The 21,207-nt window shown below is 52.8% G+C and carries 23 protein-coding genes; 15 read left to right on the forward strand and 8 right to left on the reverse strand.

The window, feature by feature from the left end:
• Positions 1–219 precede the first annotated feature (219 nt).
• The 14 genes from BM025_RS09790 (at position 220) to BM025_RS09855 (ending at position 13,035) form a co-directional block, all read left to right on the forward strand.
• A complete protein-coding gene (locus tag BM025_RS09790) occupies positions 220–1,230 on the forward strand; it encodes an ABC transporter substrate-binding protein (RefSeq protein WP_085848248.1) in 1,011 nt (336 codons plus the stop codon).
• Positions 1,230–2,261 carry a FecCD family ABC transporter permease gene (locus BM025_RS09795; protein WP_085848247.1) on the forward strand — a complete coding sequence of 344 codons (1,032 nt, stop codon included), beginning with the start codon at positions 1,230–1,232 and terminating at the stop codon, positions 2,259–2,261. Before BM025_RS09790 ends, BM025_RS09795 begins: the two co-directional genes overlap by 1 nt.
• A complete protein-coding gene (locus BM025_RS09800) occupies positions 2,258–3,301 on the forward strand; it encodes a FecCD family ABC transporter permease (RefSeq protein WP_085848246.1) in 1,044 nt (347 codons plus the stop codon). The genes BM025_RS09795 and BM025_RS09800 overlap by 4 nt, the downstream gene beginning before the upstream one ends.
• Positions 3,298–4,137, forward strand: a complete 840-nt coding sequence (locus BM025_RS09805) for an ABC transporter ATP-binding protein (RefSeq protein ID WP_085848245.1) — start codon at positions 3,298–3,300, stop codon at positions 4,135–4,137. Before BM025_RS09800 ends, BM025_RS09805 begins: the two co-directional genes overlap by 4 nt.
• Positions 4,134–5,198, forward strand: coding sequence for an SIP domain-containing protein (locus tag BM025_RS09810; protein WP_085848244.1), 1,065 nt, complete (start codon positions 4,134–4,136; stop codon positions 5,196–5,198). Before BM025_RS09805 ends, BM025_RS09810 begins: the two co-directional genes overlap by 4 nt.
• 355 nt (positions 5,199–5,553) lie before the next feature.
• Complete coding sequence (locus BM025_RS09815) at positions 5,554–6,573, forward strand: MotA/TolQ/ExbB proton channel family protein (protein WP_085848243.1); 1,020 nt, start codon at positions 5,554–5,556, stop codon at positions 6,571–6,573.
• On the forward strand, positions 6,570–6,950 hold the full coding sequence (locus BM025_RS09820; RefSeq protein WP_085848242.1) for an ExbD/TolR family protein: 381 nt from the start codon (positions 6,570–6,572) through the stop codon (positions 6,948–6,950). Before BM025_RS09815 ends, BM025_RS09820 begins: the two co-directional genes overlap by 4 nt.
• A 2-nt stretch (positions 6,951–6,952) precedes the next feature.
• The gene (locus BM025_RS09825) at positions 6,953–7,345 is read left to right on the forward strand and encodes an ExbD/TolR family protein (RefSeq protein WP_085848241.1); all 393 of its coding nucleotides are present in this window, start codon (positions 6,953–6,955) and stop codon (positions 7,343–7,345) included.
• Positions 7,342–8,172 carry an energy transducer TonB gene (locus BM025_RS09830; protein ID WP_085848240.1) on the forward strand — a complete coding sequence of 277 codons (831 nt, stop codon included), beginning with the start codon at positions 7,342–7,344 and terminating at the stop codon, positions 8,170–8,172. Before BM025_RS09825 ends, BM025_RS09830 begins: the two co-directional genes overlap by 4 nt.
• 141 nt (positions 8,173–8,313) lie before the next feature.
• Complete coding sequence (locus BM025_RS09835; protein ID WP_085848239.1) at positions 8,314–9,222, forward strand: siderophore ABC transporter substrate-binding protein; 909 nt, start codon at positions 8,314–8,316, stop codon at positions 9,220–9,222.
• 4 nt (positions 9,223–9,226) lie between these two features.
• Positions 9,227–10,195 (forward strand): ABC transporter permease, encoded by a 969-nt coding sequence (locus BM025_RS09840; protein ID WP_085848238.1) that lies wholly within the window; start codon positions 9,227–9,229, stop codon positions 10,193–10,195.
• Entirely contained in the window at positions 10,185–11,198 is a 1,014-nt protein-coding gene (locus tag BM025_RS09845; protein ID WP_085848237.1) for an iron chelate uptake ABC transporter family permease subunit, read from the forward strand. The genes BM025_RS09840 and BM025_RS09845 overlap by 11 nt, the downstream gene beginning before the upstream one ends.
• Positions 11,195–11,992, forward strand: coding sequence for an iron ABC transporter ATP-binding protein (locus BM025_RS09850; protein ID WP_085848236.1), 798 nt, complete (start codon positions 11,195–11,197; stop codon positions 11,990–11,992). Before BM025_RS09845 ends, BM025_RS09850 begins: the two co-directional genes overlap by 4 nt.
• Complete coding sequence (locus BM025_RS09855) at positions 11,989–13,035, forward strand: siderophore-interacting protein (RefSeq protein ID WP_085848235.1); 1,047 nt, start codon at positions 11,989–11,991, stop codon at positions 13,033–13,035. The genes BM025_RS09850 and BM025_RS09855 overlap by 4 nt, the downstream gene beginning before the upstream one ends.
• Before the next feature lie 92 nt (positions 13,036–13,127).
• On the opposite strand, the gene BM025_RS09860 is transcribed toward BM025_RS09855, so the two are convergent.
• Both BM025_RS09860 and BM025_RS09865 read right to left on the reverse strand, forming a co-directional pair.
• A complete protein-coding gene (locus BM025_RS09860; protein ID WP_170842167.1) occupies positions 13,128–14,621 on the reverse strand; it encodes an alpha/beta hydrolase in 1,494 nt (497 codons plus the stop codon).
• 125 nt (positions 14,622–14,746) lie between these two features.
• Positions 14,747–16,888: a TonB-dependent siderophore receptor gene (locus BM025_RS09865; protein WP_170842168.1), complete on the reverse strand. Its 2,142-nt coding sequence runs from the start codon at positions 16,886–16,888 to the stop codon at positions 14,747–14,749.
• Positions 16,889–17,058: 170 nt separating this feature from the next.
• Here BM025_RS09865 and BM025_RS09870 point away from each other — a divergent pair, with 170 nt between their 5' ends.
• Positions 17,059–17,907, forward strand: a complete 849-nt coding sequence (locus tag BM025_RS09870; RefSeq protein WP_085848232.1) for a helix-turn-helix domain-containing protein — start codon at positions 17,059–17,061, stop codon at positions 17,905–17,907.
• A gap of 136 nt (positions 17,908–18,043) precedes the next feature.
• Here the strand turns inward: BM025_RS09870 and BM025_RS09875 are convergent, their stop codons facing one another.
• The 6 genes from BM025_RS09875 to rplF all read right to left on the reverse strand — a co-directional run bounded on the left by BM025_RS09875 (position 18,044) and on the right by rplF (position 21,207).
• Positions 18,044–18,256, reverse strand: coding sequence for a DUF1127 domain-containing protein (locus BM025_RS09875; RefSeq protein ID WP_085848231.1), 213 nt, complete (start codon positions 18,254–18,256; stop codon positions 18,044–18,046).
• Between the two features lie 231 nt (positions 18,257–18,487).
• Positions 18,488–19,252, reverse strand: a complete 765-nt coding sequence (locus tag BM025_RS09880; protein ID WP_085848230.1) for an MBL fold metallo-hydrolase — start codon at positions 19,250–19,252, stop codon at positions 18,488–18,490.
• Between the two features lie 140 nt (positions 19,253–19,392).
• Positions 19,393–19,584 (reverse strand): 50S ribosomal protein L30, encoded by a 192-nt coding sequence (rpmD, locus tag BM025_RS09885; RefSeq protein WP_085848229.1) that lies wholly within the window; start codon positions 19,582–19,584, stop codon positions 19,393–19,395.
• Positions 19,585–19,596: 12 nt separating this feature from the next.
• Positions 19,597–20,169, reverse strand: a complete 573-nt coding sequence (gene rpsE, locus BM025_RS09890; RefSeq protein ID WP_085848228.1) for a 30S ribosomal protein S5 — start codon at positions 20,167–20,169, stop codon at positions 19,597–19,599.
• A 133-nt stretch (positions 20,170–20,302) separates the two neighbouring features.
• A complete protein-coding gene (gene rplR, locus BM025_RS09895; protein WP_085848227.1) occupies positions 20,303–20,662 on the reverse strand; it encodes a 50S ribosomal protein L18 in 360 nt (119 codons plus the stop codon).
• Between the two features lie 11 nt (positions 20,663–20,673).
• Entirely contained in the window at positions 20,674–21,207 is a 534-nt protein-coding gene (gene rplF / locus BM025_RS09900; protein ID WP_085848226.1) for a 50S ribosomal protein L6, read from the reverse strand.

The following is a 21,207-nucleotide window of genomic DNA, read 5'->3' on the forward strand; positions in this document are numbered from 1 at the left end:
CCGAGCCTTCTCGTGAGATGACTCAATTCGGCACGGTTCAGATTGAGGTGTGATTAGCGACATGTTCGGTAAGCGTCTTGAACAATCTTACTGTTTTTGTCGGAAATTGTTTAAAACCACTATTTTTCGAAAATTTTACCCCAAAGCGTCGCGCTGTACACTTGACGCACGCGCATAGAGATAGGTAGTCGATAAAAAAACTCAACTATCGAGGTCGTGATGCCAATCTCCAGTATATCCACACTTACACGTGCATTTTTTCGGATATCCCACGCTGGCCTCATCGCTTGTGTCTTAAGTGTCGCCCCCTTACAGGCACAAGAATATCCACTCGAGATCCAGCATGCCTTCGGAACAACCGTCATCACGCAAAAGCCCGTACGCGTAGCATCTGTTGCTTGGGCAAACCACGAAGTGCCGCTGGCCCTTGGCGTTGTGCCCGTCGGGTTCGCTGCTGCAAACTTTGGTGACGATGACAACAATGGCCTTTTGCCTTGGGTCGAAGCCGCTTTGAATGATCTCGGTGCCACAGCGCCCGCTTTGTTCGACGAAGGCGACGGGATTGATTTTGAAGCAGTCGCCCAGAGCGCCCCAGATGTCATTCTGGCTGCCTATTCCGGTCTTAGCCAATCGGATTATGACACGCTGAGTAAAATAGCGCCTGTTGTTGCTTATCCTGAAACCCCTTGGGCCACCGATTGGCGCGACATGATTTTACTGAACAGCACAGGTATGGGGATGGCCGCCGAAGGTGCCGCGCTGGTCGGCCAAATTGAAACTGAGATTGCTCAAACTGCAGCGCGTTTTCCTGAGCTCGCAGGAAAATCTGCGATGTTTGTCACCCACCTCAACCCAATGAATCTAAGCACCATCGGCTTTTACACGGACAATGACACCCGCGTGCAGTTGTTTCATGACCTCGGCCTCGTATCACCTGCCGTGATCAAAAATGCTTCCGAAAGCGGGCGGTTTTCAGGTCAAATCAGTGTGGAAAATGTCGACATGCTTCAAGATGCAGACATCCTAGTGACCTACGGCACGCCTGAGCTGCTAGAAAAAATGAGCGAAAACACTCTGACGGCGCGTCTGCCTGCCGTGTCACAAAAATCACTTGTGCTGCTGGGCAACAGCCCTCTGGGCACAGCGGCAAATCCAACTCCCCTGTCGATTTCATGGGTTCTTGAAGACTACGTGCGTCTGCTCGCCAATGCGGCACGAAACGTGAAATAATGGGTATCAACACCCTGCCAAAACCTACGATCCTCGCACAGCTTCGCGGCCCTACACTGTGGTTCGTCGCAATGGGGGCATTGCTGAGTGTCTCGTGCTTGCTTTCGGTTGCACTGGGTGCGCGACTTGTAGACATGCACGACGTTATCGGCGCCCTCAAAGGGCAAACCGCAACGATTGGGGAAGCCGCCGTGACGCACCGTATCCCGCGCACCGTGCTTGCTATCGTGGCAGGCGCGGCGTTGGGCATGTCGGGGGGCGCGATGCAAGGCGTCACACGCAATCCGCTAGCAGACCCAGGGATACTGGGCGTGAACGCAGGCGCGTCCTTGGCAATCGTGATCGCCATCGTTTGGGTCGGCACGGACAATGCACAGGTCTATATATGGACTGCTATTTTCGGCGCAGGCCTGTCTGCCATTGGAGTCTATTTTATCGCCAGTCGCGGGCGCGGCGGGGCAACGCCATTGAAGCTCGCCCTCGCAGGGGCAGCCACATCAGCGGCCCTGTCTTCGCTAACCACAGCCATCATCTTGCCACGCAGCGATATCGCAGGGCTTGTGCTGGCTTGGACCGTCGGCGGCGTTGGCGGTGCAACCTATGATCAAATCACGCCTGTTTTGCCCTTTTTGCTGGTTGGCACAGTCATCACTCTGCTTTCGGCACGCAAACTGAATATGCTTGCCCTTGGCGATGAGACGGCAGCGGGCCTTGGGGAACAGGTGGCGCGCGCCCGCGCATTTGCTGCGCTTGGGGCGATTTTACTGTGCGGCGGGACCACCGCCATGTGTGGCCCCATCGGTTTTGTAGGTCTGGTGGTGCCACATATTTGCAGACTGCTTATTGGGGTGGATTACAGACTTCTATTACCGCTCTGCGCGTTGGTCGGCGCCATACTTTTAACCCTCGCTGATATCACAGGCCGCTTGATCGCGCGCCCCGGCGAATTGGATGTCGGCATCGTCACAGCCTTTATCGGCGCGCCTGTATTTATCTGGATCGTGCGACGCAAAAGAGTGGCAGCGCTATGACCGACACATCCCAGCCCCTTCCACTGCAAATCGCCCATATGCGACGCAGACAACGCGCGCGCCAAACAGGTCTGAACCTGTTTTTACTGACGCTTGTTGCTGTTGGGTTTGTGCTCACACTAATGTCCGGCCATACGTTTGTACCGCTCGGCGATGTTATCCGCAGCCTTTTGGGCGAAACCATTGCAGGTGCATCTTTCACAGTGGTTGAATTGCGGTTCCCTCGCGCGGTTCTGTCTATTTTAACTGGTATGTGTTTTGGCATGGGGGGCGTTGCATTTCAGACCATGTTGCGCAATCCACTTGCCAGCCCAGACATCATCGGCATCAGCGCGGGAGCAAGCGCCAGCGCGGTGTTTGCGATTGTTGTGCTGTCCCTGAGCGGGCCAATGGTGTCGCTTATTGCCGTCATCGCGGGATTGGGCGTGGCCTTGGCAATCTATGCGCTATCGTGGCGCAACGGCGTGACAGCTGCGCGGCTTATTTTGGTCGGGATCGGCCTGTCGGCAATGTTGCAAAGTCTCATTTCATATCTGCTTTTACGTGCCCCAAGTTGGAGCCTACAAGAAGCGATGCGTTGGTTGATGGGCAGCGTCAACGGCGCACAATTGGATCAAGCCCTGCCCCTTTTCCTTGCCCTTTGCATTTGTGGCGGTCTGCTTTTGGCCCAAGCCAACAATCTTGAGGCCTTACGCATGGGCGATGAAACTGCTGCGGGGCTGGGCGTGTCGCTCACCCGCACCCGCATCACTGTAATTGTCAGCGCAGTGGGGTTGATTGCCTTTGCCGCCGCGGCTTCGGGCCCAATTGCCTTTGTGTCATTTCTGTCCGGCCCCATCGCGGCCCGCATTGCAGGACGCACTGGATCGCTGTTGATCCCTGCGGCCCTCGTTGGCGCAGCCTTGGTGTTGTTCAGCGATTACGCGGGGCAAGTTTTACTGCCCGCACGTTATCCCGTTGGCGTTGTGACCGGCGTTTTGGGTGCCCCTTACCTTATTTATCTTATCACGCGTGCGCACAAAACCGGAGGCGCCCTATGAGCCCCCCTTCCCTTGTTATCAATGATCTCGTTGCAGGCTACGGCGACACACAAATTTTAAACGGGATCACCTTTGAAATTCCGCCGGCGCAGATCACTGCGATTGTCGGGGCCAATGCCTGCGGCAAATCCACATTGTTGAAAACCATGTCTCGCCTGATCACGCCCGTGTCTGGCACTGTCACGCTTGATGGCACCGCGCTTCACCAGATCAAGCCCAAACACTTGGCACGCAAGTTAGGATTTTTGCCGCAATCGCCCATCGCGCCAGAGGGCATAAGTGTGCTTGATCTCGTCAGCCGTGGTCGCCATCCGCACCACGGAATATTTGCCCGTTGGACCAAACAAGATGAAGCTGCGGTCGTAGAAGCGTTAGACGCCACACGCACCAGCGATCTGGCTGAACGAATGATAAGCGACCTGTCAGGCGGCCAAAGACAACGAGTCTGGATCGCTATGGCATTAGCCCAAGACACCGATATTTTACTGCTTGATGAACCCACAACGTTTTTGGATATCAACCACCAAATAGAAGTGCTGGATCTGCTCACGGACCTGAACCAAAAGCGTGGCACCACCATCGTTATGGTCTTGCATGACCTAAATCTCGCGGCGCGGTATGCCGATTGTCTTGTCGCGATAGCACAGGGTCAAATTCACGCCAGTGGCGCGGCCAAAGATGTGCTGACAGCCGAAAATGTGCACAGCGTCTTTGGTCTAGATAGCCAGATTATCTCCGATCCAATTTCGGGCAAGCCTATGATGATCCCGCGCGGGCGACATGGGATTACCCACACCGCACAGCCACACATAATCCAAGGTGAAATTTCAGCATGACCGCACATTCAACTTTGGTATCGCCTCAGCTTTTTATAGCTTCCACATGGCTTGCTGCGCGCATCGATCACGCACTACCCGTTTTTCGACACATGGCCGAACAATGGGAACTCGCCGTGACCGAACCAAACGAAGCTTTGCAGATCGAATTGGAAAGCGGCGTGGTGATCGTGGCACAACAAGGTGATGGCACAAGCGTGCGGATCGAAGGGTTTGATGCCAGCGGTCTTCAAATGATCCGTGACTTACTCACCTCGCAATTTATCCTTCATGATCTCAATCCAATCTGGGATGGTGAGTTCAGCGGCCAAAGACCCGGCAATCAGTCGCTTGCGACAGTCGCAGATGTGCAGCGCATTTCCAGTTCTTACACCCGCATCACAGTCGAAGGGGCGGACCTTGCTCGCTTTGCCTCAGGCGGATTACATTTTCGATTGCTGTTTGGTCCCAAAGGTGCGCCTTGGCCAACGACAGATACCAATGGCGTCACCGTCTGGCCCGGTGGCGCGACAGCATGGCATCGCCCCGTTTATACCGTGCGCCGCATCACAAAACATGGTCTGCAACACCGCCTTGAATTCGATGTCTTCCTTCATGACGGTGGGCGCGTCACCACATGGACCCAGACCGCCAAGATGGGCGATGAAATCGCTTTGGTCGGACCGGGCGGCGACGCCAAGCCAAAACTTGCAGACTGGATGGGCTTCGTAGGGGATGAAACCGCGTTGCCTGCTTTAGCGCGCATGTTGGCAGATCTACCCACATCGACGCAGGGCGAAGCTGTGATTTTTGTGCCCAAAGAGGACGACATTCAACCGATGCCTCATCCCGCAGGCGTAAAGCTAAGATGGGAGCTACGCGACACGGGGCACACAATGATTGATGCGCTGACATCCCTTGTGATTCCACAAGTGGCAAGACGCGTCTTTTTTGCAGGAGAACTACAAGAGGCCCAAGCGGCACGCCAAGTTCTTTTGGACCGGGGGCTTTCGAAACGTGAATTCATGGCCGCAACGTATTGGACCCGCGACAAAGATCAAAACAGGACGCTGTCGGATTGAGCGAATCAAATGCTTAATAAGCAATCTGTATGAGATAAATCTGTCAAACTTCAGGTTTCGTGAAACACCATTCTGTCGCAATGCCCCCTAGCAACACAAAGCTGAGTAAAATACTATGATATGAGCTTGACCTTTGCGCGCAGCTTAAATTACAACGCCCATAGCCATCACGTTCGTGCGATTTTCGCATAGGGCGAGACAAGCCAATGTCTAAAGTTTGTCCAGCCAACACTTCTGGACGTGGCATGTCTCGTGCGCTTTGGCCCTCTCAATATACGTATCCGTAGTCTTTGAGAGAGACAAAACCAGACGCCCGACATGCTCACCTATTTCAGATCAAAGGATAGGGGCCCATATGAAACGTTCATTTTACACACAGCGTGCCTTGCAAGATTTCACTCTGGCACTCGGCGTTTGCATCTGGGCTACCGCAGGGACAGCATGGGCTCAGGACGGCGCGCCAGAAATTGGGGCCACCCCAAGTGCACCGAACTTTGAAGCCTCTAGCATTGATGCACCGTTGCCCGCCCAAACCACGCTCGCCCCCCTTGATGTTGATACTTTGGCGCCAAGCGATGATGCCATAGTATCTAGCGCCACGACACCGTCAGTAGAAACCAAGGTTGTCGCGCAACCTGCAACGCAAGTTGACGCCATCACGCCACAAAGTGTCGCGCCCCCCGAACATCCAATTGTTGTCGCGAAAGATCGCGCTGTTGAATTCTTGGTCCAAGGCGGACCTTCAATTTGGGCAATCGCAGCTTTGTCTGTTGCCACGCTGGCTCTGATTTTGTGGAAAACATGGCGCTATATTTTGATCGGCGCATGGTCACGCAAGACATCCAACCGCGCTGTGCAAATGTGGGAAAGCGGTCGCACCACGACAGCTCTTGAAATCGTATCACGTCGTCGCGGCTTTCGGTCCCGCCTGACAACAGCTGCGATGCGTGCCCGTTTGAATTTACCAGATGACAGCGCCCGCGAAGAAACGAGCCGCATTGCAAAACGGCTACTGGGCCAAGCTTCGGGCGGCCTGCGCGCGCTTGAATTGATTGCAACCATAGCGCCGCTTTTGGGTCTTTTGGGTACGGTACTCGGGATGATTTCCGCGTTTCAAGCACTGCAAGAAGCAGGCAGCAAAGCAGACCCAGCTCTTTTGGCTGGCGGCATTTGGGAAGCCCTGTTGACCACCGCAGCGGGCATGGCGGTCGCGATCCCAGCCTCAGCAGCGCTGACATGGTTCGAAGCAGTCATCGATGCATTACGTCAAGACCTTGAAGATTTGTCAGCACGCATTTTCATCGCCCCCTTGCCCCAAGAAACCCAGCGACCACAAGCAATGGCTCCTCAGCACGACCAAGTGGCAGCAGAATGATTGACCTCGGCCTTCCCCAAAGGTCGCGGCGCAAGCCAAGCCTGACCCCCATGATCGACGTGGTCTTTTTATTGCTGGTATTTTTCATGCTTGCATCGCGATTTGGTACAGATAACGTCATTCCCTTTCCGCTTGCCGGCGGTGGCGGGGCCTATACAGGTGCGCCACGCTTGGTTGATGTCACGCCCACTGAAGTACGTCTCAACAACACTCCGATGTCTTTGCCCGATGTGATTTCTGGACTGAACGACCTAATGGAATCCACCACTGATACGGTTATTCTACGCGGACGGGATGACGCAACTTTGCAGCATGTAATCTCAATCAATGGTGCTTTGGCCACTGCTGGATTCAACAATATTGTGCTGATCGAATGACTATGAACTTCTCTCCCCCACAGCGCAAACCTCGCACAGAATCCATTGTTCCGATGATCAATGTGGTGTTCTTGTTGCTGATCTTTTTCTTGATGACATCAACACTTAGCAAACCCGAACCTTTTGAGGTCACCCCCCCAGAGGCGACCAAAGGACAGGCCGCGGAAACGGCGCCGATCCTTTATCTTTCCAAAGATGGAACTCTTGGGTTTGAGGATGAAATCGGTGATGCCGCTGTAGCAGCATTCGCCGCATCTGCTGGTGGTGCAAACGTCACGCCTGCGCCGCAACTGCGCGCCGATGGCGGTGTGCCCGCCACGCGGGTTGCGGCAACTTTGAAAGCTTTGGCCACGGCGGGCCTGAGCAACGTTTCAGTTGTGGTCTCGGAAAAATGAAACGATTTTTTGAACTTTTGGTATTTTGCAGTTTTGCTCTCGCGATCCATTTGGGACTTTTGGTGCGCCCACCATCGGCGGGGGCCGAAGCTGCGGGAGATTCAGGTGCAGCCTTGATCAGTCTGCAAGCCGCCAGCGCGCAGATGGAACAGATCGTCGAAAACTGGGATAAACCTGTTGAGGTGATCGACACGGTTGAGACACCCCCTGAGCCGCAGCCTGTGATCGAAACGCCCCCCATGATCGAAACGCCACCTGATTTGGCTGTGATCAAAACGGCAGCTGTTGCACTGCCCGATATGGCAGTTCCAGACGTGACGCCCCCCTCTTTGGACGACATCGCGGCACCGCCCCCACCAAAAGAAAAGCCAAAACCAAAGCCTAAGAAAAAGGCACCCCCAAAGCCCACACCCAAAAAGAAGGTGGCGGATGAAGCCCGCCCCGCAATCGCGGGTCAAAATGCTCAAAAAGCATCCGGTAGTGGTGGTGGAGATTCTGCGGGTAAGACCGGCAGCGCCTCGGCTGCAAGTCTTAGCAAAGCAAAACAAACAAGCCTAACCCGCCAATGGGGTGCAAAAGTACGTGCGCGTGTCAGTCGCCAAAAACGCTACCCGAGAGGTGCATCAGGAACGGGGCGTGTCGTGCTTTCAATCACCGTCGCGCGCGGCGGAACAGTGACTGCAGCGCGGGTCGCAAGATCATCGGGCAATCCAGCGTTCGACCAAGCGGCCCTAACTGCGGTGTCACGTGCTGGGCGCATGCCGGCCGCACCCAGCGCTTTGACCAACGCAAGCTATAGTTTCAACTTGCCAATAGACTTTAACTAACCCGAACGATCTTGTTTAGGCTATATGCGTAATTCCGACAGAAAATGTAAGGTTACTCTTTCTGTCGGATACAATTTCCAGTAAACCCTTACTAGAATCTATTGGCCCTTTTGGGGTCTTCTTTGACTAGGAAGCACAGCTATGTCTCGACACCTTCTTAAATCGGCCATCCTCGCGGTAACCGTTGCAACGTCTGTACAAGCATCTGACGTGCAGTTGACAACTCCCTCTGGTGTGGTGTCCGTGCCGCAGCATCCTGAGCGCGTCTTGAGCTTTGATATCAGCGTTCTAGATACATTGACCGCCTTAGATGTCAGTGTCGTTGGTTTGGTTGACCCAATTTATATACCAGCCCTTGAGGGCCTAAATGACGGGACAAAACCGAATATCGGTACATTGTTCGAGCCTAATTTTGAACAGGTGTTCGCACTCAAACCCGATTTAATTATCACAGGCCCTCGCACGATGCAGCAGGTTGACGCGCTTGCAAAAATTGCACCAACCGTCGACATGAGCCCCTTTTCTGACGATATCGAAACTGTTGTCAAAACCCAGACCACTGAACTGGGTGCGCTGTTTGGAAAACAAGACAAAGCCGCAGAGCTAATTGACCAGTTGCACACATCTCTTGAAGAGTTGCGCGGGCTGACTGCTGGAGCGGGCAAAGGTCTGATCGTGATGACCAATGGGCCAAAAATTTCTGTGTTCGGCCCAGGGTCACGGTTTGGCTGGGTTCATGAAACATTTGGTGTTGAGCCCCTGTTCGAAGAAGTCGAAGCGCAAACCCATGGAGAAGCTATCAGTTTCGAGTTTTTGCACGACGCTAACCCCGACTGGATGATCATTTTCGACCGGACACGCGCCACACAAAGCGATGGTCCTATAGCGAATGAAACACTCGACAATGAACTGGTGGCCCAAACCACAGCAATGCAAAAAGGTCAGGTGATTTACGTTCATCCTGCTGATTTTTACATTGCAACCAATGGGGTGCGGTCTTTGCAAGACACCGTAGACCAATTCATCGCGGCCTATAGCGGCGCGCACTGACCGCATGAAGTCTCTCTCCTTGCATATGTTCGGCGCTCTGGCGTGCATCATCGCGATGGCCGTTTTGAGCACCACAGTCGGCGTGGCCGACATGTCATTCCAGTCTGTTCTGACTGGGCAGGGAGAGGATACTCTGATCTTACTTGTCAGCCGTATTCCACGGACTTTGGCGATTGTGTTGACGGGTGTTGCGATGGCCATCGCGGGTTTGATTTTTCAAATGCTGACCCGCAATAAGTTTGTCGAACCCTCGACAGCCGGCACAGCGGAAAGCGCCGGTCTTGGGCTCTTAGTTGCCGTGTTGTTGTTTCCTCTCGCGCCTTTGATGGTCAAAATGCTGATTGCGTCTGGTTTTGCGATTGCTGGCACCTTTTTGTTCCTGCGCATTCTTGATCGCTTGCCCGTCCACCAACCCCTGCTTGTGCCGCTGGTCGGGCTTATGCTCGGCGGTGTGATCGGGGCTTTAGCGACATTTTTTGCATATCAATTTGATTTGCTGCAATACCTTGGCATATGGACCACGGGCGAGTTTTCCGGCGTGCTGCGCGGGCGCTACGAAAGCCTATGGATCACAGGTATCCTTGCCGTGATTGGTTACATTTTTGCAGACCGATTTTCGATTATGGGTATGGGGCGCGACGTATCTGTCACGCTTGGGCTGAACTATCGCAGTGTCATGTGGTTGGGGCTTTTTATCGTCGCAGTGATCACCGCGCTTGTGATTGTGACTGTCGGGAACATCCCGTTTTTGGGTTTGATCGTCCCAAATATTGTCAGCCGATTTGTTGGTGATAATTTGCGCTTGGCCGTGCCTTGGGCTGCAAGTCTTGGCGCTGGACTTTTGTTGTTTTGCGACATTTTAGGCCGTGTGGTGCGCGCGCCCTATGAAATTCCAATTGGAACAATCTTCGGCATACTGGGGTCTGCTGTTTTTCTATTTTTGCTATTGAGGCGCAAACGATATGCCGCTTGAAAATATAGCCACGCCCCCCGCAGCAACTTCTAGCAAAGCGCCTCATCGATTGGACCGTGATACAAAACGGCTTTTGATACTGGGGGCTCTCGCAGTTATCTCGATGGTTTTGTTCATGACACTTGGCATTCCATCTGGAGCGCTGGCTTTTGCAATGTCTTTTCGGATTGGCAAGCTTGCGGCGCTTATTTTGGTGGCCTTTGCTATCGCGACCGCCACCCAGTTGTTCCATGTCGTCACGCGCAATCAAATTTTAACGCCTGCGATTATGGGCTTTGATGCGCTCTACTTGATGATTCAAACCGGATTGGTGTTTGGCATTGGTAGTGTCGCAACTCTGGCTCTTGATCCCGTCTCAAAGTTCGCGATCGAAGTGGTCGCGATGATGGTCTTTTCAACCGGTTTGTTCTTGTGGCTTTTCACCGCCCGCGCTCATGACCTGCATCTTTTGGTGTTGGTGGGCATCATATTTGGTGCGCTGTTTCGCAGCCTGTCAGGCTTTATTTCGCGCATGATTGATCCCAATGATTTTGTCGTCGTACAGGGCGCAATGTTTGCTCGATTCAATGCAGTCAATCTTGACCTACTATGGATTTCCATAGTGCTGTGTGGCGCCACGTTGCCGATAGTGTGGGCCCTACGCCATCAATTCGATGTATTGGCCTTGGGGCGTGATGTGGCGATCAATCTTGGGCTGCACTACAGGCGCGTGATGTTCATCACCTTTGCCACAGTAGGGTTGCTGGTCTCTGTTTCCACCGCCTTGGTGGGGCCTGTCACATTTTTCGGGCTTTTGGTAACGCATCTCGCATATCGGTTTTTGCCCGGCGCGCGATTTGGCCCCCTATTGATCGCAAATACACTGATCGCCATCACAACCCTTATTGGCGGGCAAGCGATCTTTGAGCATGTGCTTGGATACAAAGGTACTCTGTCGGTGGTGATCGACTTACTTGGCGGGTTGATGTTTCTTTACTTGCTGCTCAAAGGAGCCAGACGATGATCCGTATTTCCGATGTTAGTCATCAAATCAACAAGCAGCCGATCCTTTCAAATGTGACCCTAAACCTACCCAAAGGTGGCATCACAGCGCTGATCGGCCCCAATGGTGCTGGCAAATCTACATTGTTGTCACTCATGGCGCGCCTCACCCCATTACAAACAGGCACTATCTCATTTGATGGCGCTGACGTGACATCGACACCAACCCAAGAGCTTGCCAAACAGTTGTCCATTTTGCGCCAAGAAAACGTATTGTCATCACGCTTGACTGTCGAAGACTTGGTGACTTTTGGCCGCTATCCGCACCACAAAGGCCGCCCCAGTACAGCCGATCACGCGCACATCAAAAAGGCTATAGACGCAATGGCCCTAGCCGACTTACGGGGGCGTTTTTTAGATGAGCTGTCAGGCGGGCAACGTCAGCGCGCTCTTGTTGCAATGGTTTTGGCACAAGACACGGATTATGTCTTACTCGACGAGCCGCTGAACAATCTTGATATGAAGCACGCGCGCCGCATGATGATGCAACTCAAACAGGCGGCACAAGACACAGGCAAAAGCTTTGTGATCGTCATCCATGACATCAACTTTGCTGCCGTTTATGCCGATCACATTGTCGCGCTCAAAGACGGCAAGGTGCTTGTCACTGGCACACCTGCAGACATCGTCACACCAAAAACACTCCATGATATTTTCGATCTCGATATCGTCGTGGAAACCATCGCGGGCCTGCCCTTTGCAATTCACCAAATTGATCCCGCGCCATCATCCCCACTCACACGGAAAAGCGCATGACACATTCATTCTCTTGCACAGGCCGCGCTGCGGATTTTTTCACGTCAAGCCGCCTTGATCTTATTGCTCAGGCCCTGAGTGAGCATGGCGTTAAATTTCAATCGGAAGACACACGTCTAAGCGCCACCTCTGAAAGTAGTGAATTTGAAATTTCCCAAGACGGTGAGGATCTTGTTGCCACTCTTTCGGCCCCAGGTAAGCCTTTGCTTATGCGACTGCACGACCAAATTTTACACATCATCGAACATGCCGACACTACGCTTGTCACACGGATGAAATGGTCCGGCACACTGCCCGATCTTGGCACACCAGACAACTTTCGTCTCGCCCATGTGGTCGATGTCTCACGGCCTTTTGCGAACTTTTTCCGTGTCACAATGCGGGCACGGGATTTGACGCATTTCACCACAGGCGGTATGCACTTTCGCCTGCTTTTACCCCCTAAAGAGCGCACACCTATCTGGCCATTCGTAGACGAAACGGGTCGCACACGGTTTCCGGCAGGGGCAGATCAGCTGCACAATCCAGTCTATACTTTCGTTTCCATTGATGTGGCGCAAAACCTGTTCACGTTTGACGTTTTCATCCATGACGGCGGCCGCATAACCGAGTGGCTGCGTACAGCGAACATCGGCGACACCATTGGAATGATGGGCCCCGGTGGCGGCGCGATGCCCAAAGTGGATCAGATCGTTTTGGCGGGCGATGAGACAGCTCTACCTGCCATGCGCCGCATTCTTGCAGAAGCCAGTCCGACAACAACGGGCAGCGCTATGATCGAAGTTAACTCGCACGACGATATTCAACCTTTGGTCCATCCTGATGGTGTCGATGTGACGTGGTTGGTGCGCGGCACTGATCCGTGCCCTGTTGATATGGTTGTCGATGCTTATGCTAAAGTGACCCCGCAAACGGCCCCATTCTTATGGTGCGGCGCAGAAAAATCAAAAGTGCAACGCGCACGAAAGCACTTTCGTGACACCTGCGGGATCACTGCCGAGCAAAGCTACTTTTCAGGCTATTGGCGCAAAGCACAGGCTTAAACGTCAAAAGCCGAAATGCAAAAAGCCGCGATCTTCATGTCGAGGATCGCGGCTTTTATTTGTTTATGAGCACTTAAGCCATTTCCAGAGGCTCAATTGGTCCCGAATAGGTGCAAAAGCCCCTCAGCCAATGCACCGCGCCAAACCAAATAATCATGCCCGCCCGCGTATTCGCGGTAAGTGACATCTGCGACGCCCTTAAGCTGCATCACGTCACGCAAATGCCGTGTGGTTTCAAAGATAGAAACCAAACCCGGTGCGCGACCAGCCTCGTATAGACCTGCCGACATCCAAATGCGCACGTTTGGCGGCGTATAATCAGCCCAAAGCGCAGACATATAAGGCATGCCTTGGCCGTCATACCCCTCAGGCCCCCACCAAAAACTACCAGACAAAACAACGGCGTTTACGAATAGATCAGAATGGCGATGCACCATGCACGCCGATGCCAAGCCGCCATAGGACGACCCAGACACCACGCGCTGTGATGGGGCAAACGTCTTGCCAAACTCGGCTTCGATCTGAGGCAACCAATCATGGGCTAAGGTGTCCATGAACGCAGGGTTACAGGTCAAATCAACTCCACGCTGATCGCTATCAACCGGATCGATCAAAGCCACAACAACCTGTGGCAATTGTTTCGTCGCGATCAAGCGATCCAAAATAGCGGGCACAGGAGCCCGTTCGGTTTGGTAGGCGGGCCCATCAAACATAACAAGCAACACAGTATCAGGCCGAGAAGGGTCAAACCCAGCGGGGCGATAGTAATCCACATGCCGTTTGGGCTGTGTCTCAGAGATCAAAATCTTTGGCGTTATAGTTCCCTTAGGCACTTCATCTGCAGAATTTTCCGCACGGGTCATCCCAGGCTGTATTGGGGCATTTTCGCCTTCAAGCATCGAACGCTGCGCCCACTTATCCGTCGCGTCAGAATAGATCGGCGTTTTATTAAGCGGATCGGCCTGAAGCGTCGCCAGCAAAGCAACACGGTTTTCGCGCTCGCCGCCCTCAAACTGTGGCACGTCCGGCGCCATGCCATATGACATGCGCGCGGTGTCTGGCATCTCAAACGTGACGTACCACACATCGCTATCAGCAAGTTGTGTCATCCATGTATGATCTGACGCTGGTCCGCCCCACAAACGTACATTCTTGGTCGCGCCACGCCACAAGTAAGTGACCAACACTTGCCCCTCGGCCTTAGTGGGTTCGATCATTGGCGTGCCAGCTTTGGCGCGGGCTTCCCAAAACGCATCGGTGGTGCCGCCTTGCGCAAGCTCTTTAGCAAGTTTGGCAATTTCAGGGCTGGTATAGCTGAGTGTTTCCCCTGTCATTTCTGATGGTGTGACAATCCGCTCTATCTCAAGCTCGGGCGTAAACGCTACATCACTATTATTACGTACAACAAAAGTGATCGTGTCTGAGGGCGCGACAAAATGAAACTGTCCCGAACCCGTATTGTTGGTCAAAAGTTGACGTAGCTCAGGTGTCTGTGCGTCACCCATAACCAAATCGAACGTATGTCCAAGGCTGTCCAAACGCCCCCGCACATACGCTCCTTCTGCCACGCTCAAGGGCTGCGTCACACTTTGTCCTGCCGGAACAGACTCTGAAAAAATCAAGTGAGCACCGCCTTCCTCACAATATCCAATCCCAGCACTCAAAACGAGCGCTGGGACGGTGGCGCATAAGCGCCAAAGGGATATCATCTTTACCATTCGTATGTCAGAGACGCGCTCCAATTGCGCCCCTCCCCGAGCCAACAGTAGTTGTGAACACAAGATGTGACAAAGCGTTCATCAGTCAGGTTTTGCACAGCAAGTTTCGCGGTCACACCGCTTGCGTCAGACCAGAATTGGCCCAAATCCACTGACAAGCCAGCATCATAAAGCGTATAGGCAGGGACTTGGAAATCATTGCTAGAGTTATTCCAGCTCGTCCCGACATAGCGCGCACCGACCGAGGTATGCAGGCCTTCAAGCACATCGTATTTCAGCCACAAAGACGCGGTTTCTTCTGGAACAGCATAGAATGCGTTGCCCTTGTTGCTTCCAGTTTCATACTCGCCTTTGTTGTAGCCATAAGCTCCAACGACAGACAATCGATCGGTCACTTGACCTTGAGCTTCCAATTCAAAGCCTTTTGAGCTGACAGCACCGATTTGTTCCGTGGTTGTTACACCCGCCTCTGTCCTACTTTCGACGATGTTTTCTTTGCGGATATCAAAGATCGCAGCAGACACAAACAAGCTGTTGTCAGCAGAAGCCCATTTCGCACCGAGTTCCCATTGACGCGCCGTCGTAGGATCATAGCTTGGGTTATCATCGTCATCGAGTGCGTTCACAGGTTCGAATGAGGTAGAGTAGCTCAGGTAAGTCATTACACCATTGTCGAACTCATAGCTGAGCCCCAAGCGACCTGTGAGAGCTTCGGATTTGTACGTCTCAGATGTGCTGGTTTCAGCCCAGTCATAGCGCAGTCCCGCCAAAACGCCCCATTGTCCCAAGGCAAACTGATCTTGAACGTAGATACCCGTTTGAGTGGATGTGGTTGTAGATGCGCTGGTGTAGGCATTCAATTCGACAGCTTCGATATCAGCGACACTTGGCGTCGTGTTGTCCGCAAAGTTATATGTAAATACCGAACCGGATCTTGCATAGGCCGCTGTGTCTTCTACATGCTTTGTATCAACCCCTAGCGTCACATTGTGCGTCAAAGGCCCCGTTTCAATCGTACCCGCCAACGAAACATCACCGGTGAGCGACTTGACGTTGTTTTCATCCACAAAGACATAAAGTGGGTAGTTGCCTGAGCCATCGTCAGAAGACGACCAAAGGCCAAGCTGACTGTGTTCCATATCAACTTCCGACCAGCGCAATTTATGGTTCAACGTCCAGCCATTTGCCAACTTATGCTCAAGCTCATAACCCAAAGATTGTGTTTCGCGCTCTACATAATCATAGTCAGGCGCATAGGATTGAAAATCCTCATCGATCCAAACACCGTTATTCGTCGGAAGCAATGTTCCAAGTTTGGGTGTGAAACCACGTTGTCCTGCTTCTGGTTCATCTTGATACAATCCAGAAACGATCAAGGTAGTGTCGGGCGAGATTTCCCATTTCAGTGACGGCGCAATGACATAACGGCTTTGGTCAAACGCACCTTGCAAATTCTTTTGCCATGCAGACCCTACAACACGGTAGCTCAATGAGCCGTCCGCATTCAAATCGCCCTGAAAATCACCGTTCACGCGCTGATAGTTGTCAGAGCCAATAGCCACCTGTAACTCGTTGCCTTGGTCTTCGGTCGGGCGCTTGGATGTCATAGCGATCATCCCGCCAGGCGTCGCCTGTCCTGACACAACCGAATTAGGGCCCTTCACGGCCTCCACACGCTCTAGATAATACGGATCGAGTTGGGTGGCCGTACTGCCAAGTGCCATGCCATCCAGTGATTTTGGTACAAAGCTGCGATCCCCAAAACCGCGCATGACGATCTCGTCGCGCAGATTGGATGTGCCGCGGTATTCCCCGAAAACTCCAGATGTATACCGCAAGGCCTCTACGACTGAGGCTGCGCCTTGATCTTCCATTTGCTCGGAGCCTACGACAGAAACCGACACTGGTGTTTCTGAGCGCGCAAGCGCGCCAACTGTGGCGGCAGACGACGTGGACGCCACATATCCTTCGACCTGTCCGCCCTCCTCTTCCACGACGCCTTCAACCGAAATGGCATCCAGATCGATGACGTCCTGTGCATAGGCTGCACCGGACAACGCTGAGCTTGCCAAAAGGCCTAGCCAAACGCCTTGGAGTGCTTTTGATCTAAACGTTGTTGCTGAATTTCTATACATATGTCCCTCATTCTCAATAGAACGCATTGTTTGCGAATTTTCTTGAGTGTTTCTGTCGGGATTGATAATAGTCTCAAGCAGCCGCGTCCATACGTGTGCTTACTGCCTGCGCGACTCATCGCTTTGCGCAGGCGACAGTCAAACGATCGCGATGCACGGGGCTTATTTCCATGTCTGTAAATATCTTTCCTGGCGATCTGCGCATCGGGGTTATTGATGAGGTTCTGCATGCCAAACCTCGCCCATCGGCAGGCCCGATTGAGCCAAAATTTCAAGTGATGGTACTGATCAGTGGTCTTCAGCGGTTTTTCATTGATGATCAACAATTCTATCTTGATGCGACGCACACCCCAAAAGCAATCATCATGCGGCTGTCTCATCCTGCGCAATTGCAATATGATATCGCCTGCGGTGCCCCGTACCGTAAGGTCGCATTGGCCACCCCCCTAAAGTGGCTAGGGCAATTGTCCTCGCGCGGAAACAGCGCCATGACAAACCTAAATTCTTCGGATAGTAAAATCTCACATAAAATCTGGTCTCCAAATGCAGAGATCGTGCGACTCGCGACGCAAATCCTTGCACCGCCTCCCCAAAACAGTATCGCGCAAACTGAACTGTTTCGCATGTCCCGCGGATTAGAATTGCTACGTCGAGCCCTCACTATTCTTCCAGAAAGCCAAGCAGAGCCAACGCGTGATGCACACCCGATTTCCGAACGTATCCGGCTGTATGTCTTGGAAAACCTTGAGAATGACCTGTCCCTGCCGCAGATCGAAATGGATTTGGGAATGAACCGTAGATCCATTCAGCGTCATTTCAAAAATGGCACCGGCAGTACGTTGAGCGATTTCATCAGACATCAACGGCTCACACGGGCCCGCAGAGCACTGTCCGAAGACGGCATGTCGATTTCACAAGCAGCGTATCTTGCAGGGTATTCTTCACCAGAAAACTTTTCGGTGGCATTTCAACATGCCTTTGGGTTAGCGCCCCAGCGCCTGCGCAATGGATCTATATAACTTTACCACGAACACGCGGATTTTGCCTCGAGCTTCGCAGCACAAAAAATGCGGCTTCAGGATTTAACCTGAGCCGCTTTTTGTAGCTACGTGGCGGCCCAGTATATGTGGGCGCGCCAATCGTGTTTGCTAAAGCTTAGATGCTTTCGCGTGCGGCTTGGTAGATGCTGCCGCGGTTCAGGCCGATGTCTGCTAGTTCGTGATCAGACAGCGCAGAAAGCTGCGCGTATGTTTTATTGATAGCGCGCGTTTGGCGATATGCAGCGAGTGACACTTGAAAAAGCGTACCGATTTGCGCCAAAACGGAAGGACGGGAAGAAGCGTGGATGCTTGTGGATGCGTATGCCATTGGGCGAAACCTTTAACCGAGAGATTCTAAATCTGTCTAATGTTTGACGCTATATTCGCGTCCGATGCACATCAAATAGGCTGTTTAAAAACTTTTGAGTAGCGCTAGAATCCCAAACCCGACATGCGCGCTTTGCATAGCTTGATGAACACAACGTAAATGGCCCTCACTCATGTGGCGAGGGCCTCCCAATTTGGTTACCTATGTGCAGACTGTCCAAGCGCGCCTAAACTAGTACCACGCGCCCATTTTCACGTCGGACGCTTCCCCCACGAGTGACGCAAACATTTGCGGATCTTGGGTGCCGCCATCACGACCATGATAATGGTATGGATACACATAGCGCGGCTGGAAAACCTTCACCGCCTCAGCGGCTTGTTCGGCAGTTTGAGTGAAAGGCAAGTTCATGCACAAGAATGCAAGATCGATGTCTTTGAGCGCCAGCATCTCGGACGTGGGTTCAGTATCGCCTGAAATATAGGTGCGAAAACCCGCAACAGTGACGACATAGCCATTGTCACGACCAACAGGATGGAAATTCATCCGATCCTCAGTGGTGTTGTGCGCGGCAATTGCATCAATGGTGATGTCGCCCCACATTGCAGTTTCCCCATTGGACAAAGCTTGCGTGCCCACTTTTAGCGCATCAGGCAGCTTGTCAAACACTGCGGGGTTGGTGATCATCTGTGTCGCTTCGCCTTTAAGCGCGGTCAGGGTGTCGACATTGAAATGATCGCCGTGCTCGTGCGTCACCAGAATGTAATCGGCTTGCGGCATGTCGCTGTAGATTGCGGGATCGCCAACGGGATCGACATAGAAAACACCCGTTGGTGTTTCCATCACGAAAGAAGCGTGCGCAATCGGGTGCACTTTTATGGCCCCATCTGCGAAAACGTCGGACATATGGCCATCTGCGCGAGCCGCGAATGGCAAGACTGTGATCAAACCAACGGCTGCGCTGGTTTGGGTCAAAAAAGATCTACGTGTGTGTGTCATCTGAATTCCTCCGGGTTACACACCCAAGGTAGCGCAGATTCATGCGCCGACAATGTAACAACTGCGCGATCCACAAATGCAAAAACGCCCCGCAGTTTTCTACGGGGCGCTTTAAATGCTTTGGATCTTAGAAGATTGACTTAGTTGTCGCGTTCTTCGATGATTTCCACCATGTGGGAAATCTTGCGAACCATGCCGCGAACAGAAGGTGTGTCTTCCAGTTCACGTGTTTTATGCATTTTGTTGAGGCCAAGGCCAACCAACGTAGCACGTTGATCTTGTGGGCGACGGATCGGAGAACCGATCTGTTTTACAACGATAGTTTTAGCCATTGTGTCTACTCCTTACGCTTCTGCTGTTTCAGCAGGTGCAGCTGCAGGGGCGTCATCTTTTTTCAAGATGTCAGCCACTTTTTTGCCGCGACGCTGAGCGACGGACCGTGGAGAGGACTCTTTTTTGAGGCCTTCAACGGTAGCACGAATCATGTTGTACGGGTTCGAAGAACCGATGGACTTGGACACAACGTCCTGAACACCGAGCATTTCGAATACAGCACGCATAGGACCACCAGCGATGATACCAGTACCTTGTGGCGCAGTCCGCATAACCACTTTACCAGCGCCGTGACGGCCCTCGACATCGTGGTGCAACGTGCGGCCTTCTTTCAAAGGTACGCGGATCATTTGGCGTTTCGCTTGCTCGGTGGCTTTACGAATGGCCTCAGGGACCTCTTTCGCTTTACCTTTACCGAAGCCTACGCGGCCTTTTTGGTCGCCAACAACAACAAGAGCAGCAAAGCCAAAACGCTTACCACCTTTAACTGTTTTAGAGACGCGGTTGATCGCGACAAGGCGATCTGCAAATTCGGGGTTCTCATCGCGATCGCGACGGTTATTCCCGCGGTTGTTATCTGCCATTGGGCATTTCCTTTAATCGGTGGCGCGAGGCGCCAATGTTATCAATCCTAGTGGAAAAGCGCAGCCTAAGCTGCGCCTCCCTGGATCATCGGGAGGGCGCCAACCCAAAGGTCGAGCGCCCTCCACAAGTGTCTTAGAACTTCAAGCCACCTTCACGTGCAGCTTCGGCCAAGGCCTTAACTTTACCGTGAAACAGGAAGCCACCGCGGTCGAAGTAGCACTCTTCTACGCCAGCTTTTTTAGCACGCTCTGCGATCGCTGCACCGATTTTGGTCGCTGCTTCGACGTTGTTTTTGCCAACAAGCCCGAAATCTTTTTCGAGTGTGGAAGCAGACGCGAGAGTCACGCCATTTACGTCGTCGATCAACTGAACGCTGATGTTCTTGTTCGAACGATGGATAGACAGACGCGCACGTCCGTTTGCCATCTTGCGAAGTTTGTTCCGGACGCGCAGGCGGCGCTTCAAGAACAGGTCTCTTTTGCTGTTTGCCATGATCTACGTCCTTACTTCTTCTTACCTTCTTTGCGGAAGATATACTCGTCTTTGTATTTGATACCTTTGCCTTTGTAGGGCTCAGGTTTCCGCCATTCGCGAATATTTGCCGCGACTTGGCCAACGAGTTGTGCGTCTGTACCTTCAACAATGATTTCCGTTTGCTTCGGAGCTGTGACTGTTACGCCAGCAGGAACTTCGAAGAGAACGTCATGTGAATAACCCAAAGCCAGTTTGAGAGTGTTACCCTGCATAGTTGCGCGGTAACCAACACCGTTGATCTCAAGCTCTTTTTTGAAGCCTGTGGAAACACCAGTTACCAAGTTGGCGATCACAGTGCGGGACATGCCCCACTGTTGACGCGCACGCTTGGATTTACCACGTGGTGTGACCGTGATCACGTTGTCCTCAACTGTCAGATTAACATCATCAGTTGCAGTGAATGTGTGAGTTGCCTTAGGGCCCTTCACTTCGATGGTCTGACCTGAGACAGCAGCAGTTACGCCACTGGGCAGCTCGACCGGTTTTTTACCAATACGAGACAT

Origin of the sequence: Pacificibacter marinus, assembly GCF_900109555.1 — a bacterium.
In the GTDB taxonomy this organism is placed as follows: Bacteria; Pseudomonadota; Alphaproteobacteria; order Rhodobacterales; family Rhodobacteraceae; genus Celeribacter; species Celeribacter marinus_C.